This window comes from Burkholderia plantarii (assembly GCF_001411805.1).
In the GTDB taxonomy this organism is placed as follows: Bacteria; Pseudomonadota; Gammaproteobacteria; order Burkholderiales; family Burkholderiaceae; genus Burkholderia; species Burkholderia plantarii.
On the sequence record NZ_CP007212.1, the window covers coordinates 263,559 to 280,363 of the forward strand.

The following is a 16,805-nucleotide window of genomic DNA, read 5'->3' on the forward strand; positions in this document are numbered from 1 at the left end:
GGGCAATCCTCTACGCTTATTGGACGAATGCGCCGACCGTGAAATACGGCGACGTCGCGTTGTTGTTGTCGAGGAAACCGAACACGCCACCCGTGAAGATGAACTTGCCGGTCGGCGTGGTGCTGGTCGAGCCCGCATGAACCGTGGTGACCGTGCCCGGCGTGGCCTGCGTGTAGTCGAGGTTCAGCGCGGTCGCGAGCGAGGCCTGCGAGGCGTTGAACGGATCGAGCTGGGTGGCCTGGGCATTGACGAGCGCGGTGGTGCGATAGTCGAACTGGCTGTCGACGCCGATGTACTCGCCGTTCTGCGAGCCGAGCGCGATGGTGGTCTGCGGCGCCATGAGCGAGATGCCCGACTCGTCGTCGGCGACGAGGCCCGGCACGCCGTTCGCGTCGGGCAGCGGATTCGGGTTCGCCACGCCGGTGCGGATCATGATCGGCACCAGCTGGTTGCGCAGCTTGCCGACGATGAGATAGCCCTTCGCCTGCGCGCCCGAGGCCGTCAGCGTCGGCTTCACCTGGCCCTGGTAGTTGTTGGTCACGAACGCGCCGCTGCCGTCCGGCGACGGCACGAAGTTCGAGCCGAGCTGCTGGCAGGTGCCGGCGTTGATGCCGGTGGTGTCGCAGCGCTGCCAGCTGCCGTCGGCGTTGATCGTGACCTTGCCGTCGATGGTGGTCGGCATGAAGTTCTGCGACGGCACCTGCGCGTAGCCGACCTGGCTGTAGGTGCCGGCCACGTTCGCGATGTTGGTCTCGATCGACGAGAAGCCGATGAACGGGTAGTACGGGAACGTCGTGTCGGGCACGGCGCCCACGCCGATCACGCCGGCGAACTGGATCCGCGCGCCGGGAATGGTGCCGCCCGCCACGCCGAAGCCGACGAACACGCGCGCCGGGCGCGCCGGGTCGAGGCTCGCGCCGTTGAGCTGGTAAGCGCAGTTGTTCAGCTTCGCGGTAGGCAGGCCGGTCTCGTGGGTGAGCGTGCCGCTCACGGTGGTGCCGGCGCGCGTCGGCGTGACGGTGCCCGTCGTGGCCGGGATCGGCGATTCGATATAGGAGATTTGCCAGGTCAGCTTCTGCGTGTCGAGCTGCAGTTTCACCAGCTCGCCGTCGCCGCCGCCGCCGGTGTAGACCGTGCTGTAGTCGAGCGACGACGGGCACAGCCCCGGCTCGGTGGCGGCCAGCGCCGTGGTCGGTTGGTCGTCGGCGCCCCCGCAAGCCGACAACAACGGCACGGCGACTGCCGCCGTGACCATCAAGAGATTCCGCTTCATTTCGCTCCTCCAGGATTGTCTTGTTGGTGGCGGCCGGCTCCCTGTCGACCGCTTCTTTGGTAACCCTCGCGTGCTGCCGTCCGGCTAGCCGGTTGCTGCGCCGGGGCCGGCGTGCGGCCCCGGCGACGCCCCCGACTCCGGCGTTGCCGCCGGCTCCACGCCCCCGTTGATCTTGCGTACCGCCTCGCGCGCGGGCGCGGCGAGTGCGTTGTGACGCGCCGTGGCGCCGCCGGCGTGTCCCGGCCCGGTCGATCGGTCGGCCCGCGACGGCTGCGGCGCGCGCGCGCTCCGGTTGACCATGGCGGGCATCGTTTCGGATGCCTGAACATTGGCCGTGGACCGGTGCAAATCCTGGTAAGTGCGTTGAGAGAGCGGGCGATGGTCGACGCCGTGGGTATGGCGTGCTCGACATGCGTCGGGGCGGTCCGAGACCGGGCGTGCCGGCCACGGGCGCGGCGCGGCGCCGGCGGCAGCCGGGGATGCGTCGATCCCCGCTCCTGCAGCGGCCAGCAAGGGGCTCGGCGCGCTGGCCACGGCCAGCCCCTCCCACAAGGCGTATGACATGCCTCCGTCTCCGGTGTAATTGTGCGATGTAATTTCGCCGCGCGCCAATCGGCTGTCAATTGATGGAACCGTCTAAAAAACATGATTTAAACGGGATGCGTTCGATAAAACCCCGCGAGGACGGGCCGGGAGCGGGGAATTGAAACGAAATCGGTGTTTGAAATTACCCTCCAAACCCGTTGCCGGCGTGCCGCCGGGTGCCGAGCCGTGACGCGCCGATGCTTGCGGGGCAAGGCTCGGGCGCCGCAACTCAGGTGTATCCCTATTCGGGATATTCACGATTGGGGAAATGATTGAATTACGCCGGATTTGCTGGCGAATCGAAGGATTGTGAATTTACGTGAATGCCGCGTGGCGAATGGTGGGCAAACGGCGGTGATTTTCGGCGGGACCGGAGAAAATCGCGGATAACAAAAAACCGGCCGCGCGGGCCGGTTTTCGATGCAGCGGAAACGAACGGGATCAGCGATTCAGGCCGGCATTCTCGGCCGCGCCGATGTTGAGGTTCATGCACTGGATCGCGGCGCCCGAGGCACCCTTGCCGAGGTTGTCGAGACGCGCAACGGTGACGAAGCGCTCCTCGTTGCCGAACACGAACAGGTCGACGCGATTGGTGTCGTTGTTGGCCTGCACGTCGAAGAAGCCGTCGTCGAGATTCGCGGCCGCGTCGAATGGCGCGACCCGGACGAACGCCTCGCCCTCGTAATACTCGGCGAACGCCTGCTGCACGTCCTGCGGCGTCACGTGCCTGGCGAGCTGGCCCGGCGTGAAGTAGGTGGTAACGGCCAGGCCCTTGTAGAACGGTCCGACGATCGGCGTGAAGATCGGCGCGTTCGCGAGGCCCGTGTGCGCGGCCATCTCCGGCAGATGCTTGTGCGCGAGACCGAGCGCATAAGGGCGCGGGCTGGCGAGGCGCGCGTTGCCGCCCGCTTCGTAGTCGGCGATCATCTTCTTGCCGCCGCCGCTGTAGCCGGTGATCGAATAGCTGTGCGCCGCGAACTCGGTGGCGACGATGCCGGCGTCGACGAGCGGGCGCATCGCCAGCACGAACGCCGAGGCGTGGCAGCCCGGCACCGCGATCCGCTTCGCGCCGCGGATCCGCTCGCGCTGCGCGCGGGTCAGCTCGGGCAGGCCGTAGGCCCAGTCGACGCTGGTGCGGAACGCCGTGCTCGCGTCGATCAGCGTGGTGCGGTCGTTGTCGACGAGCGAGGCCGATTCGCGCGAGGCGACGTCGGGCAGGCACAGGAACGTGACGTCGGACGCGTTGATGAGGCGGCGGCGTTCCTCGACGTCCTTGCGCTTCGCGTCGTCGATGCGCAGGATTTCGATGTCGCCGCGGGCGGACAGGTATTCGAAGATCTTCAGGCCGGTCGTGCCTTCCTGGCCGTCGACAAAAACTTTCGTGGTCATCTTGCTCTCGCGGATGGGGCGGCCGGCGCGAACGCCGGAAAGCCGTCATTTTAAGACCTGGTGGACGGCACCGTAACCGGGGCCGCCGAAAAAAGCCGGCCGGCCTCGATGGCGGGCGGCCTTCATCGTGCATGGCGCGCGTGACGAAATATTGACCGGCCGCGCATCCGCGGGCGCATCGAGGCTCGAACCGGCGCGCCTGGCCGCGCGCCTAGCGTTCGTCGGTGACGGTCAGGCGCGCGTAGGCGAGCGCGGAGACGCTGATTTCGTGGTCGAACAACTGGGGCGGCCGGCCCTGAGCCGCGCGCAGGCGCTCGGTGTCGAGCGCGTAGACGGTGATCACGTAGCGGTGCGGCTTGCCGGGAGGCGGGCAGGGGCCGCCGTAGCCGTCGCCGCCGAAGTCGTTGCGCGCCTCGACCGCGCCGAGCCGGCCGAGGAAGCCGGAGCCGCTCGCGTTCGCGGGCAGGCCGGTGGCCGAGGCCGGAATGTCGGCTACGGCCCAGTGCCACCAGCCGCGGCCCGGCGCGTCGAGGTCGAACATCGTGATCGCGTAGGAGCGCGTGCCGCGCGGCGGGTTCTGCCAGGCCAGCGCCGGCGAGCGGTTCTCGCCGTGGCAGGCGCCCTGCCCGTAGCGCTGCGCGGCGCTCACGCGGCCGCCGTCGCGCAGCTCGGGGCTCGTCAGCGAGAACGGCGTCTGCGCACCGGGCCGCGCCAGGCTGGCGAACGCCGCGGCCAGCACGGCGAGCAGGCGCCACGCGTTCACGCCGCGCCTGCGGCTGGTTCGCTTCGTCTGCCGGCTCTCACGCATTTTCGCGACCCTCCCGTCACGTCGGGCCACGCGGCCCGCGGCCGAATTCGTGTTGCGACCCTGTGTTAGTGATGGGGCAGTCTAGCATCGGCGCCGCCCGCCGAGGCCGGCGGCGGTGTGCGGCGGATCGGGCCGGGGGCGGGAAAACGGGCCGGCGCGACATCGTCCTCGGCAAGCGGCGTGGGCGACCCGCTATGCCGCCGTCGCCAGCAGGTCCCGCGCCCCCCGCGCCAAGGCGCACGCGAAAAAAAGCCCGTCGATGACGGGCCTCGTCGGCTGGCGCGCCATCGAGGGCGCCGGGCCGCTTACTCCTTCGGCGAGGTCGCGCCGCCGTGCGCGGCCGACCATTCGGCCGGCGCGTGCAGGAATTTCTCGACCTCGTCGAGCGTCTTCGTCTCGAAGTAGCCCGAGGCCTTGGCGACGCGCAGCACGTCCCACCAGGTGGCCAGCGCGTGCAGGTCGACGTCGATGTCCTTCAGGACCGAGACGCTTTCCTTGAAGATGTTGTAGTGGAACAGCACGAAGCAGTGGTTCACCGTGGCGCCGGCCGTGCGCAGCGCGTTGATGAAGTTCACCTTGCTGCGGCTGTCGGTGGTCAGGTCTTCCACCAGCAGCACGCGCGAACCTTCCTCGAGATGGCCCTCGATCTGCGCGTTGCGGCCGAAGCCCTTCGGCTTTTTCCGCACGTACTGCATCGGCAGCATCATCCGGTCGGCGATCCACGCCGCGAACGGAATACCGGCGGTTTCACCGCCCGCCACCGCGTCGATCTGCTCGAAACCGACGTCGCGCAGGATCGTCGCTTCCGCCATCTCCATCAGGCCGCGGCGCACGCGCGGATACGAGATCAGCTTGCGGCAGTCGATGTAGACGGGGCTCGCCCAGCCGGACGTGAAGATGAACGGCTTTTCGGCGTTGAAGTGGACCGCCTGCACTTCGAGCAGGATTTTGGCGGTGGTGTCGGAGATCGTTTGACGATCGAAGCCTGTCATGGGCATTCCTTGGGTGATGAGCTCAGAGGCCGGGCGCGGGGCACCGTGGCGCGGCGACGGAATTCCCGCCGCAAGGGCGGGCCGGCGGGTGGGCCGGCGGCGGAGGAACATCGCTGCGCGCGTGGGCCGACATTTTACCCGAATCGGAACCCGGCCGGCCGTCGCCGTCGGGCCGGCCGCGCACGGCGCGTCGTGGGCCGCCGGCGGCGCGGCGGGCGACCCTCGCCGGGCGGCGTGCGCGGCACGCTGTCGCGGCAATATCGGGTATCCGGCAGTGCAGCAACGCGCGTGCCGGGGCAGGTGTACACTGCGTACGCAAAGAATTCGCCCGGTAGTTTGGCCTCCTTGCTTATCCCGCAGACAGGTCCGGCAGCGCACCGATCCGGCGCGACGCCCGCCCCCATCGACCACCCCCTCGATTGCCTCGTTCCGGCGCCTGCCGGTTGCCGAATGCCGGGCCGCCCACCTCGCCTTTCTCGCAGATCAGATCAATCATGGACGAACAACTGAAGCAGAGCGCGCTCGCGTATCACCAGAATCCGAAGCCCGGCAAGATCTCGGTCACGCCGACCAAGCCGCTGTCGAACCAGCTCGACCTCTCGCTCGCGTATTCGCCGGGCGTGGCCGCCGCCTGCATGGCGATCTTCGACGAACCGCTCGACGCGCAGAAATACACCTCGCGCGGCAACCTGGTCGGCGTCGTGACGAACGGCACGGCGGTGCTCGGGCTCGGCAACATCGGCCCGCTCGCGGCCAAGCCGGTGATGGAGGGCAAGGGCTGTCTCTTCAAGAAATTCGCCGGCATCGACGTGTTCGACATCGAGCTGGCCGAGTCCGATCCGGACAAGCTGGTCGAGGCGATCGCGATGCTCGAGCCCACGCTCGGCGGCATCAACCTCGAGGACATCAAGGCGCCCGAGTGTTTCTACATCGAGCAGAAGCTGCGCGAGCGCATGAAGATCCCGGTGTTCCACGACGACCAGCACGGCACGGCGATCATCGCCTCGGCCGCGATCCTGAACGGTCTGAAGGTGGTCGGCAAGTCGCTCGCCGAGGTGAAGCTGGTGTGTTCGGGCGCGGGCGCCGCGGCGATCGCCTGCCTGGACCTGCTCGTCAACCTCGGCCTGACGAAGGCGAACGTTCTCGTCACCGATTCGAAGGGCGTGATCTACGAGGGCCGCGGTCAGCTCGATCCGTCGAAGCAGCGCTATGCCGCCAATACCGAGGCACGCACGCTGGCCGACGCGATCCAGGGCGCCGACGTGTTCCTCGGCTGCTCGAGCGCCGGCGTGCTGAAGCCGGAGATGGTGCAGACCATGGGCACGCAGCCGCTGATTCTCGCGCTGGCCAACCCGGAGCCGGAAATCCGCCCGGAGGCGGCCAGGGCCGTGCGCCCCGACGCGATCGTCGCGACCGGCCGGTCGGACTATCCGAATCAGGTCAACAACGTGCTCTGCTTCCCGTTCATCTTCCGCGGCGCGCTGGACGTGGGCGCCACCACCATCACCGAGGCGATGAAGCTCGCCTGCGTGCGCGCGATCGCGGAGCTCGCGCAGGAAACCGATCAGAGCGAAGAGGTCGCGAAGGCCTATGAAGGGCATTCGCTCGAATTCGGCCCCGACTACCTGATCCCGAAGCCGTTCGATCCGCGCCTGATCATCAAGATCGCACCGGCCGTGGCGCAGGCGGCGATGGATTCGGGCGTGGCCACGCGCCCGATCGCCGACATGGACGCCTACCGCGACGAACTGGGCGCGACCGTCTACCGCACCGGCATGGTGATGCGTCCCGTCTTCGCCAGCGCGAAGGCCAGGCAGGCGCGCATCGTGTTTGCCGAGGGCGAGGACGAGCGCGTGCTGCGCGCGGCGCAGTTCGTGCTGCAGGAGAAGATCGCGAGGCCGATCATCGTCGGCCGCCCGGCCGTGGTCGAGATGCGCCTGAAGAAGATCGGCTCGAAGCTGCGCGCCGGCACCGATTTCGAGATCGTCGATCCCGAGGACGATCCGCGCTACCAGAAGTGCTGGCAGGCCTATCACGCGCTCGGCGCGCGCGACGGGATCACCCCGGAAGTGGCGAAGGCCGCGCTGCGCAAGGCCAACACGCTGATCGGCGCGATCCTGGTCCATCTCGGCGAGGCCGACGGCATGATCTGCGGGATGATCGACACGTTCCACAGCCATCTGAAGTACGTCGAGCAGGTGCTCGGCCACGCACCGGGCGCCGAGCATCTCGCCGCGATGAACCTGCTGATGCTGCCGGGCCGCAACCTGTTCATCTGCGACACCTACGTCAACGAACTGCCGAGCGCCGAACAGCTTGCCGACATGACGATCCAGGCCGCCGCCGAGATCGAGCGCTTCGGCATCACGCCGAAGGCCGCGCTGCTGTCGAACTCGAACTTCGGCAGCGCGCCGTCGTCGTCGTCGCGCCGCATGGCCGAGGCCCGCCGGCTGATCGCCGAGCGTGCGCCGCAGCTCGAGGTGGACGGCGAAATGCATGGCGACGCGGCGCTCTCGGAAGTGGTGCGCAAGGCCGCGTTCCCGGGCTCGACGCTGTCGGGCGAGGCGAACCTGCTGATCATGCCGAACGTCGAGGCCGCCAACATCGCCTACAACCTGCTGAAGATGGTGGGTGGCGAAGGCGTGACGGTCGGGCCGTTCCTGCTCGGCGCGGCCAAGCCCGTGCATATCCTGACGCCGGCCGCGACGGTGCGCCGGATCGTCAACATGACGGCGGTGGCCGCCGCGAACGTCAACAGCGCGGCACGCTGAGCCCGCGCGGGGCGGGACGGCCCCGCCGGAAGCACCAACGCCACGGTCCTCGCGGGCCGTGGCGTTTTTTTTCGACCGCCCGGAACGGCGCCCGGCCGGCCGGCGGGCGCGGCGCGCCCTACGCCACGTGCCGCGTCTCGGCCTCGGGGCCGTTCCAGCGCGCGAGCAGCCCCTCCCACTTGCTGCGGACCGCGCGCAGGTTGTTCTCCTTCACGTGCCCGTAGCCGCGAATGCCGTCCGGCAGGTTCGCGAGTTCGAGCGCGAGCGGCAGCCGCTGCGGCGTCAGCCGCGCGACGAGGGTGTCGACCAGCGCCACGTATTCGCCGATCAGCGCGCGCTCGGTGCGCCGTTCCTCGGTGCGGCCGAACGGATCGAACGCGGTGCCGCGCAGGCCCTTGAGCTTCGCGAGCAGCCGGAACGCGTTCAGCATCCACGGCCCGTAGGCCTTCTTCACCAGCCGGCCGTGCTCGTCGTGCTTCGCGAAGATCGGCGGCGCGAGGTGGTAGCGCAGCGTCAGTTCGCCGTCGAACTGCGCGGCCAGCTTCGCGAGGAAGGCCGGATCGGACTGCAGGCGCGCGACCTCGTACTCGTCCTTGTAGGCCATCAGCTTGTACAGGTTGCGCGCGACCGCCTCGGTCAGCGGCTCCTGCGCGTGATCGCCGTCGAGCCGGCGCTCGGCCTCGCGCACGCGTTCGACGACGCTCGTGTAGCGCGCCGCGTAGGCGGCGTTCTGGTACGCACCCAGTTGCGCGACGCGCGTCGCGATCAGCGTGTCCACCGCCTTCTTCGTGTGCAGCGAGATCACCGTCGCGCCGTCGGCGGCCGCCGTGCCCGCCTGTCCCGACGCGGCCTGCCGCACGCCGGCCGGATCGTGCGCGGCGCGGCGGCCCCATTCGAAGGCCGTGCGGTTCTTCTCCACCTGCACGCCGTTCAGTTCGATCGCGCGCGCCAGCGAGGCGTGCGTGAGCGGCAGCCAGCCGCGCTGCCACGCGTAGCCGAGCACGAACGGGTTCGCATAGATCGCGTCGCCGAGCAGCGCGACGGCGAAATGGTTCGCATCGACGAGATCGACCGTCTCGCCGGCCGAGGCGCGGATGTCGCGCTCGGCGCTGGTGCCCGGGAACGACCACTGCGGATGCTTGATGAAATCGGCGGTCGGCGTCTTCGCGCTGTTGACGACCACGCGCGTTTCGCCGAGCCGCATGCGCGAGGTGCATTCGTCGCTGGCGGTCACCAGCGCGTCGCCGCCGATCACGAGGTCGGCCTCGCCCATCGCGATGCGCGTCGCGTGGATGTCCGCGGGCGCGTGCGCGATCTGCACGTGGCTCATCACGGCGCCGCCCTTCTGCGCGAGGCCGGTGACGTCGAGCACCGTCACGCCCTTGTTCTCCAGGTGCGCGGCCATGCCGATCAGCGCGCCGATCGTCACCACGCCGGTGCCGCCCACGCCCGTCACCAGCACGCCGTAGGTGCGCGCGATCGCGGGCAGCGCCGGTTCGGGCAGCGCCGGCAGCGAGGCGGCGTCCATCGTCACGGCCTTCGGCTTCCTCAGCTGCGCGCCTTCGACGGTCACGAAGCTCGGGCAGAAGCCCTTCACGCACGAGAAGTCCTTGTTGCAGCTCGACTGGTTGATCTGCCGCTTGGTGCCGAATTCGGTGTCGAGCGGCTCGACCGACAGGCAGTTCGACTGCACCGAGCAATCGCCGCAGCCTTCGCAGACCGCCTCGTTGATCACCACGCGGCGCGCCGGATCGGGGAACGTGCCGCGCTTGCGGCGGCGGCGCTTCTCGGTCGCGCAGGTCTGGTCGTAGATCAGCACCGTGGTGCCGGCGATCTCGCGCAACTCGCGCTGCACCGCGTCGAGCCGGTCGCGATGGTGGATCGCCACGTCCGGCGCGAGCCGCGCGTGCTGGCCTTCGTACTTCTGCGGTTCGTCGGTGACGATCACGATTTTCGCCGCGCCCTCGGCCGCCATCTGGTGCGTGATCTGCGGCACGGTCAGCGTGCCGTCCACGGGCTGGCCGCCCGTCATCGCCACCGCGTCGTTGTAGAGGATCTTGTAGGTGATGTTCGCCTTCGACGCGATCGCCGCGCGGATCGCGAGCAGCCCGGAGTGGAAATAGGTGCCGTCGCCGAGGTTCGCGAACACGTGCTTCTCGTCGGTGAACGGCGCCTGGCCGATCCACGGCACGCCTTCGCCGCCCATCTGGCTGAAGCTGCTGGTATTGCGGTCCATCCAGATCGTCATGTAGTGGCAGCCGATCCCGGCGATCGCGCGCGAGCCGTCCGGCACGTTGGTCGAGGTGTTGTGCGGGCAGCCCGAGCAGAACCACGGCTTGCGCTCGGCGGTGACGTGCGGCCGCGCGAGCGCGGCCTCCTTGGCGGTGATCACCGCGATGCGCGCGGCGATGCGCGCGCGCACGTCGGACGGCAGCTCGAACTTGTCGAGCCGGGTGGCGATCGCCTTCGCGATGATCGCCGGCGACAGCTCGTAGTGCGCGGGCAGCAGCCAGTTGCCCATCGGCACCGACCATTCGCCGCCCGCGCCGTCCTTTTCATCGAACTTGCCGAAGATGCGCGGGCGCTGGCCGTCCGGCCAGTTGTAGAGCTCTTCCTTGATCGCGTATTCGAGGATCTGGCGCTTTTCCTCGATCACGAGGATCTCGTCGAGGCCGCGTGCGAACTGCTGCGCGCCCTGCGCCTCCAGCGGCCAGACGCAGCCGACCTTGTAGAGGCGGATGCCGATCCGCGCGCAGGTCGCGTCGTCGAGGCCGAGATCGGTCAGCGCCTGGCGCACGTCGAGGTAGGCCTTGCCCGCGGTCATGATGCCGAAGCGCGCCTGCGGGGAATCGATCTCGATGCGGTCAAGCCGGTTGGCGCGCACGTAGGCGAGCGCCGCGTACCATTTGTAGTCGATCATCCGCGCTTCCTGCACGAGCGGCGGATCGGGCCAGCGGATGTTGAGGCCGCCCTCGGGCATCATGAAATCCGACGGCAGCATGATGTTCGCGCGCTGCGGGTCGAGATCGACCGAGGCCGACGATTCGACCACGTCGGTCACGCATTTCAGCGAGACCCAGAGCCCCGAGTAGCGGCTCATCGCCCAGCCGTGCAGGCCAAAATCGAGATATTCCTGGACGTTGGCGGGGAACAGCACCGGCAGCCCGCAGGCCTTGAGCAGATGCTCGGACTGGTGCGCGAGCGTCGACGATTTCGCGGCGTGGTCGTCGCCGACCAGCACCAGCACGCCGCCGTGCGGCGAGCTGCCGGCCGAATTGGCGTGCTTGAGCACGTCGGCCGAGCGATCGACACCGGGGCCCTTGCCGTACCACATGCCGAACACGCCGTCGAACTTCGCGCCGGGATAGAGGTTGACCTGCTGCGAGCCCCACACGGCGGTGGCGGCGAGATCCTCGTTGAGGCCCGCCTGGAACACGATGCGGTTGGCGGCGAGATGTTTCTGCGCCTTCCAGAGCGACTGGTCGAGGCCGCCGAGCGGTGAGCCGCGGTAGCCGGAGATGAAGCCGGCGGTATTGAGGCCGGCGGCGCGGTCGCGCGCCTGCTGCAGCATCGGCAGCCTGACCAGCGCCTGCACGCCGCTCATGTAGGCGCGGCCGCGCTCGAGCGTGTATTTGTCGTCGAGCGTGACCGACTGCAGGGCGGCTTCCAGCGTCGCGCGCTGGCCGGCATCAAGTGGGGCGTTCATGACTGCGTCTCCTCCAACCGTTTGGGATCACCAAAACTCTCGGCATCGGCGTCTTGTGGCCGCGTTTGCCGGGCGCCATATTGGCGGGTTTTCATCGATGGTAGCACTGGTGGAAACCCGTCGTTTTGTTGCGAATTCTGTTAGCAATTCTTCCGAATGGCTGACGATTTTCTGCGTTACATCATGTAAAAGCATGTAAGGCCGCGGGCTGCTGTCACACTTCTTGTTTAGTCTGTTGCGCTGCCGGCAATGGTCGGGCCCCAGACGGCCCTGCTGAGAGAGAAGCAGCCGGCGATGACAACGGAGGTGCAATGAGTACGAGAAATATCCAGAATTTCCTGATGGTGTCCGCCGCGTTCTTCGCGATGACGGGGCCGGTGCGTTCGCAAGGCGCGAGCGCGTTGGCCACGGCGGGTACCCAGATGCAGCAGATCACCGGCGACGCGATCGCGCCGGCCGGCGTGACGGCCACCACCCAGGTAGCGGGCGCGCCGAAGCGCTGAGGTCCCGGCCGCCGGCTTCGTGCCGCCACGCGACTGATGCATCGCGCGGTCGGCTCCGGCCCGGTCGATGAATGCAAAAAGGGCGGAAATCGCGGGATTTCCGCCCTTTTCTTCTGTGTGGCGCCGTGGTCGGGCGCCCGGTGTTTCGATGTCAGGCCTTGTCCTGCACCACGCCGCGGCGGATCTGGTCCAGCTCGATCGATTCGAACAGCGCCTTGAAGTTGCCCTCGCCGAAGCCCTGGTTGCCCTTGCGCTGAATGATCTCGAAGAAGATCGGGCCGATCTGGTTCTCGGTGAAGATCTGCAGCAGCAGGTCGTCGTGCGCGCCGTCGATCAGGATCTTGCGGCGGCGCAGCTCGTCGAGCGGTTCGCCGTGGTTCGGAATGCGGCGGTTGACGAGTTCGTAATAGGTGTCGATCGTGTCGAGCAGCGTGACGGCCTGGCCGCGCAGGCCGTCCACCGTGCCGTAGATGTCCCCGGTGCCGAGCGCGATGTGCTGGATGCCTTCGCCGCGATACGCGTCGAGGTATTCCTGGATCTGGCCCGGCGTATCCGAACCTTCCTCGTTGATCGGGATCCGGATCTTGCCGCACGGCGAGGTCATCGCCTTCGACTTCACGCCCGTCACCTTGCCCTCGATGTCGAAGTAGCGCACTTCGCGGAAGTTGAACAGCCGCTCGTAGAATTCGGCCCATTCGCCCATCCGGCCGCGATGCACGTTGTGCGTGAGGTGATCGATGTAGGTGAGGCCGTGGCCGACGGGCGCCGGGTCCGCGCCCGGGATCGGCTCGAAATCGACGTCGTAGATGCCGATGTCGCCGATGGTGCCCGGCGCCGCGCCGTGCTTGCCGCGCCAGCGGTCGACGAAATAGATCAGCGAATCGCCGATGCCCTTGATCGCCGGGATGTTCAGCTCCATCGGGCCGGTCTTGTTGTCGAAGCCCCAGGCGCCCAGTTCGAGCGCGCGGCGGTAGGCCTGCGCCGCGTCGCGCACGCGGAACGCGATCGCGCAGATCGACGGGCCGTGCAGCCGCGCGAAGCGCTGCGCGAACGAGTCCGGCTCGGCGTTGACGATGAAGTTGATCTCGCCCTGGCGGTACAGCGTGACGTCCTTGTGCCGGTGCCGCGCGATCGCGGTGAAGCCCATCCGCTCGAACAGCTGGCCGAGCGCCTTCGGATCGGGCGCCGTGTATTCGATGAATTCGAAGCCGTCGGTGCCGACGGGGTTGTCCCAGGTGGGAATCTGCATGGTGCTCGTCTCCGGTATTGGCTCGCGTCGCCGATCATGGGGGCGGCAGTGGGGCCGCCGCGTGCGAAACAGTGTAGGCGCGCGGCACCGGCAATTACTTGCGAAATTAATCGCGCATCGCTACGATTGCGCAAGTTTTGTCCAAACAAATCACGAAATTGGGGTGGAAAATGGCGCGTGTCGAACTCGACACCATCGATCGCCGCATCCTGGCGATCCTGCAGGAGAACGGACGCCTGTCGAACCAGGAGATCGCCGAGCGCGTGAACCTGTCGCCGAGCCCGTGCCTGCGGCGCATCCGGCGCCTGGAGGAGATGGGCGTGATCACCGGCTATGTCGCGCTGCTGGATCCGAAGCAACTCGGGCTCGACCTGCTCGCCTACATCAGCGTGCGGCTCGAGAAGCGTGGTGGCGCGGCGGCGCCGGCCGACGGCGGCGCGCGGGCCGGCACCACGCACGCCGACCGGTTTCGCGTGGCCGTGCAGGCCTGGCCCGAGGTGGTGGCCTGCCACGCGATGACGGGCGACATGGATTACCTGCTGCGCGTGCAGGTGGAGGACATGGCGCATTTCTCGCGCTTCGTGCAGGACCAGCTGCTGCACCATCCGTCGGTGGTGGACGTGCGCACGAGCTTCGCGCTCGAGAGCTTCAAGGAGACCACGGCGCTGCCGATCCGCTGAGCCGGCCGTCGGCGGCACGGAAATGAAAAACGGGCGGCCCGACGAAGCGGGCCGCCCGTTGTCGCTGGCGGTCGCGGCGGCGCGGCGCCGGAATCAGGCGGCGATGCCGGCCGGCAGCAGCGATTCGAAAATCTGGGTCGCGCGGCGCGCCTGGCGCTTCATCGCGTAGTCGAACACGGCCGCCTGCTCCTGCAGCATCTCGGCGATGATCGTCGACTGATCGGCGGGCGGCAGCGACAGGTAGGCGTCGGCCTCGCCGCAGGCGTATTCGATCCGCATGCCCGACTTCTTCGCGATATGCATCATCGTCGCGTTGCGCGACAGGCAATGCATGTAGAGCGTCGAGACCTGCGTGTTGCGGCTGCGGATCGACGCGCGCTCGAACAGCTTCGAGCCGACGCCCTGGCCGCGCGCCGATTCGAGGACCGACACGCCGAACTCGGCCGTGCGCTTGTCGCCGTCGTCGGGCAGGTAGGCCAGATGGCCGACGCCGACCAGCTCGAGGGCGTGGTCGAACACGCCGAACACGGTGTCGCGGCCAAAATCGATGGTGCGGACGTAGTTCTCGAGCACGTGATCCGGCACGGACTGGCCGAAGCGAAGCAGGCGATCGTCGTCGTCGAGCGCGAGAAAGTGCGTGAGCATCGACTCACGATCCGTGGATGCCAGTTCCCTGACGAGAACCGGTGCCTGCCCGACGTTGCCGATCGGGGCGGCAGGGCGGAGAGGGTGCGCGTTCATCGTGGGTTCCTCAAGGACCAAACAGCCGGTTGTGCAATGCAGCAGCATTCTAACCGAACGGTACCGGTCTCATAAGGGAAAACCCGTAGAAATATCGAGCGATAGTTCTAGTTAAGCGAAACGATCTCCGAAGCTGTTGATTTCAAAGCAATCACTATTTCATCCGATGAAATTTGACCTGTGACGCCGCCGCAACGATCGGCGTGGGAGCCGCGCCGTGGACGCCACCCCGGGTCGTGCCGCTTGTATGTTTAAACCAGACCAGTACGGTAAAGTCTGACGGTAGCCAGACAAGACCGTGCAGTTTGTCCGCCGCTTGGGCGTTCGAGCCCGTGACTGAGTAAAGAGCGCACGGTCGCCGTGCTGGTCTTCCCGAAACCCGAACGGTTACGCGCCCCGGCACCGCCGAGTGCGCATGTACAAGCATGGGATCCGAAGATCATGTCTGCTCCTTCCTTCGTCACGGTTGGCATCGATGTGGCCAAAGCCCACGTCGATGTCGCCTTGCTGGGCGCCCGTCTGGACGCTCAACGCTTCAACAATGACGCCGACGGCCATACGGCGCTGGCCACGGCATTACAGCCATTGGGCATCGATCTGGTCGTCATGGAAGCGACCGGTGGCTATGAAGCCGAATTGGCCTGCGCTCTGCAAGGTGCTGGCTTGCCGGTGGCCGTCGTCAATCCCCGCCAGGCTCGTGACTTCGCGCGTGCCATGGGCAAGCTCGCCAAGACCGATTCCATCGACGCCCGCATGCTCGCCGAAATGGCCTCGGTGCTGGTGCGTCGTGAAGATCTGTCCCGCTTGCTGCGCCCCGTCTCCGACGAGCGCCAGCAGTGGCTTGCTGCTCTGCTGACGCGCAGGCGCCAGTTGATCACCATGCTCTTATCCGAGCGGCAGCGGCTGCAAATCACGCCCGAGCGTTTGCATCCCAGTTTGCAGGCCATCATCGCCGCCATTCAGGCCCAGCTCGACGACATCGATGCTCAAATGGTCGGCCACGTTCGCGAACACTTTGCTGAACTCGACCGATTGCTGCAATCGACTCGCGGCATCGGCCCGGTATCCAGTGCCTGCCTGATTGCTCAACTGCCGGAACTGGGCAAGCTCAATCGTCGCCAGATTGCGGCACTCGTGGGCGTTGCCCCTGTCGCTTGCGATTCGGGCTCGCGCCAAGGACGACGACGTGTGCAGGGCGGGCGCTTTGAAATTCGCCGCGTGCTGTACATGGCGACGCTCACTGCAACCCGCCACAACCCGGCTATCAAGGCCTTCCATCAACGTCTCAAAGCAGCCGGCAAACTGCCCAAGGTCGCGCTGGTTGCCTGCATGCGCAAGCTCCTGACCATGCTCAATGCCATGGTCAAATCCAACACCCCCTGGGACGATTCGCTTCATCTCGCTTGACTCGAGACACGGTTACTCAGGCCTTGCGCGACGGCTCCGCGCCCTCGCCGCCGAGCCCGCGCTCGATCAGTGCGATCACCTGCTCGGCGAAGTCGCGATAGCCGAGACGGCCGCCCGGCTTCAGCCAGGTGAAGGTCCAGTTGATCATGCCGAATACCATCATCGTGACGGCGGTCTGGTTCTCGCGCGACACGCGCCCCGGGTAGGCGCGCTCGATCTGGCGCGTGAACGCGGCGACGATGTCGCGCTGCCGGTCGAGGATCACCTGCCGCTGGGTGTTCTCCAGGTATTTCACGTCGTTGAGCAGCGCGACGTGCCGGCTGTGCGAGGTTTCGTATTCGGCGAGGAACGCGCGAATCAGCTCCGCGAACGCCTCGCGCTCGCCCAGCCCGCGCCGCTGGCTGGTCCCCTCGACCTCCGCGATGATCAGCATCAGCCGCTTTGTGTAGCGGTCGAGCAGGTCGAACAGGATCGCTTCCTTGCTTTCGTAGTAGTGGTAGAGACGCGCCTTCGAGGTGCCGCTCGCGGCAGCGAGATCGGTCATCGAGGTGCTCGGGTAGCTGGTGTGCGCGAATTTCCCGGCGGCGAGATCGAGGATCTGCTCGCGCTGGGATTCGTGGTCGGGCGCTCGGGTGCGGGCCATGGCGTCGGTGGAGTCGGATCGGGGCGGCGGGGCGGCCGCAGTGGACGAAGGGAACGGG

General features: G+C 67.5%; 12 protein-coding genes. 4 read left to right on the forward strand and 8 right to left on the reverse strand.

Going from position 1 to position 16,805, the window contains the following annotated elements; genetic code table 11:
• Positions 1–16: 16 nt before the first annotated feature.
• The 4 genes from bpln_RS01080 to bpln_RS01100 all read right to left on the reverse strand — a co-directional run bounded on the left by bpln_RS01080 (position 17) and on the right by bpln_RS01100 (position 5,047).
• Complete coding sequence (locus bpln_RS01080; RefSeq protein WP_042623604.1) at positions 17–1,273, reverse strand: DUF2957 domain-containing protein; 1,257 nt, start codon at positions 1,271–1,273, stop codon at positions 17–19.
• Positions 1,274–2,299: 1,026 nt separating this feature from the next.
• Positions 2,300–3,247, reverse strand: coding sequence for an N-acetyl-gamma-glutamyl-phosphate reductase (argC, locus tag bpln_RS01090; protein ID WP_055137906.1), 948 nt, complete (start codon positions 3,245–3,247; stop codon positions 2,300–2,302).
• 211 nt (positions 3,248–3,458) lie between these two features.
• Positions 3,459–4,055, reverse strand: coding sequence for a YbhB/YbcL family Raf kinase inhibitor-like protein (locus bpln_RS01095; RefSeq protein WP_042623606.1), 597 nt, complete (start codon positions 4,053–4,055; stop codon positions 3,459–3,461).
• 305 nt (positions 4,056–4,360) lie between these two features.
• The gene (locus bpln_RS01100) at positions 4,361–5,047 is read right to left on the reverse strand and encodes an orotate phosphoribosyltransferase (RefSeq protein ID WP_012734328.1); all 687 of its coding nucleotides are present in this window, start codon (positions 5,045–5,047) and stop codon (positions 4,361–4,363) included.
• Positions 5,048–5,541: 494 nt separating this feature from the next.
• Here bpln_RS01100 and bpln_RS01105 point away from each other — a divergent pair, with 494 nt between their 5' ends.
• Positions 5,542–7,818: an NADP-dependent malic enzyme gene (locus bpln_RS01105; protein WP_042623607.1), complete on the forward strand. Its 2,277-nt coding sequence runs from the start codon at positions 5,542–5,544 to the stop codon at positions 7,816–7,818.
• Between the two features lie 118 nt (positions 7,819–7,936).
• Here bpln_RS01105 and bpln_RS01110 read toward each other — a convergent pair whose 3' ends face one another.
• A complete protein-coding gene (locus tag bpln_RS01110) occupies positions 7,937–11,524 on the reverse strand; it encodes an indolepyruvate ferredoxin oxidoreductase family protein (protein WP_055137907.1) in 3,588 nt (1,195 codons plus the stop codon).
• Between the two features lie 311 nt (positions 11,525–11,835).
• Here bpln_RS01110 and bpln_RS01115 point away from each other — a divergent pair, with 311 nt between their 5' ends.
• On the forward strand, positions 11,836–12,027 hold the full coding sequence (locus tag bpln_RS01115; protein ID WP_042623609.1) for a hypothetical protein: 192 nt from the start codon (positions 11,836–11,838) through the stop codon (positions 12,025–12,027).
• A 151-nt stretch (positions 12,028–12,178) separates the two neighbouring features.
• Here bpln_RS01115 and hppD read toward each other — a convergent pair whose 3' ends face one another.
• The gene (hppD, locus tag bpln_RS01120) at positions 12,179–13,276 is read right to left on the reverse strand and encodes a 4-hydroxyphenylpyruvate dioxygenase (RefSeq protein WP_042623610.1); all 1,098 of its coding nucleotides are present in this window, start codon (positions 13,274–13,276) and stop codon (positions 12,179–12,181) included.
• Positions 13,277–13,446: 170 nt separating this feature from the next.
• On the opposite strand from hppD, the gene bpln_RS01125 reads away from it, so the two are divergent.
• Complete coding sequence (locus tag bpln_RS01125; RefSeq protein WP_042623611.1) at positions 13,447–13,956, forward strand: Lrp/AsnC family transcriptional regulator; 510 nt, start codon at positions 13,447–13,449, stop codon at positions 13,954–13,956.
• Between the two features lie 93 nt (positions 13,957–14,049).
• Here bpln_RS01125 and bpln_RS01130 read toward each other — a convergent pair whose 3' ends face one another.
• Complete coding sequence (locus bpln_RS01130; protein WP_042623612.1) at positions 14,050–14,697, reverse strand: GNAT family N-acetyltransferase; 648 nt, start codon at positions 14,695–14,697, stop codon at positions 14,050–14,052.
• A gap of 441 nt (positions 14,698–15,138) precedes the next feature.
• Between bpln_RS01130 and bpln_RS01135 the strand changes: the two genes are divergently transcribed.
• On the forward strand, positions 15,139–16,104 hold the full coding sequence (locus bpln_RS01135) for an IS110 family RNA-guided transposase (protein ID WP_042624403.1): 966 nt from the start codon (positions 15,139–15,141) through the stop codon (positions 16,102–16,104).
• Positions 16,105–16,120: 16 nt separating this feature from the next.
• Here bpln_RS01135 and bpln_RS01140 read toward each other — a convergent pair whose 3' ends face one another.
• Positions 16,121–16,747: a TetR/AcrR family transcriptional regulator gene (locus tag bpln_RS01140; protein ID WP_055137908.1), complete on the reverse strand. Its 627-nt coding sequence runs from the start codon at positions 16,745–16,747 to the stop codon at positions 16,121–16,123.
• Between the last annotated feature and the right edge of the window lie 58 nt (positions 16,748–16,805).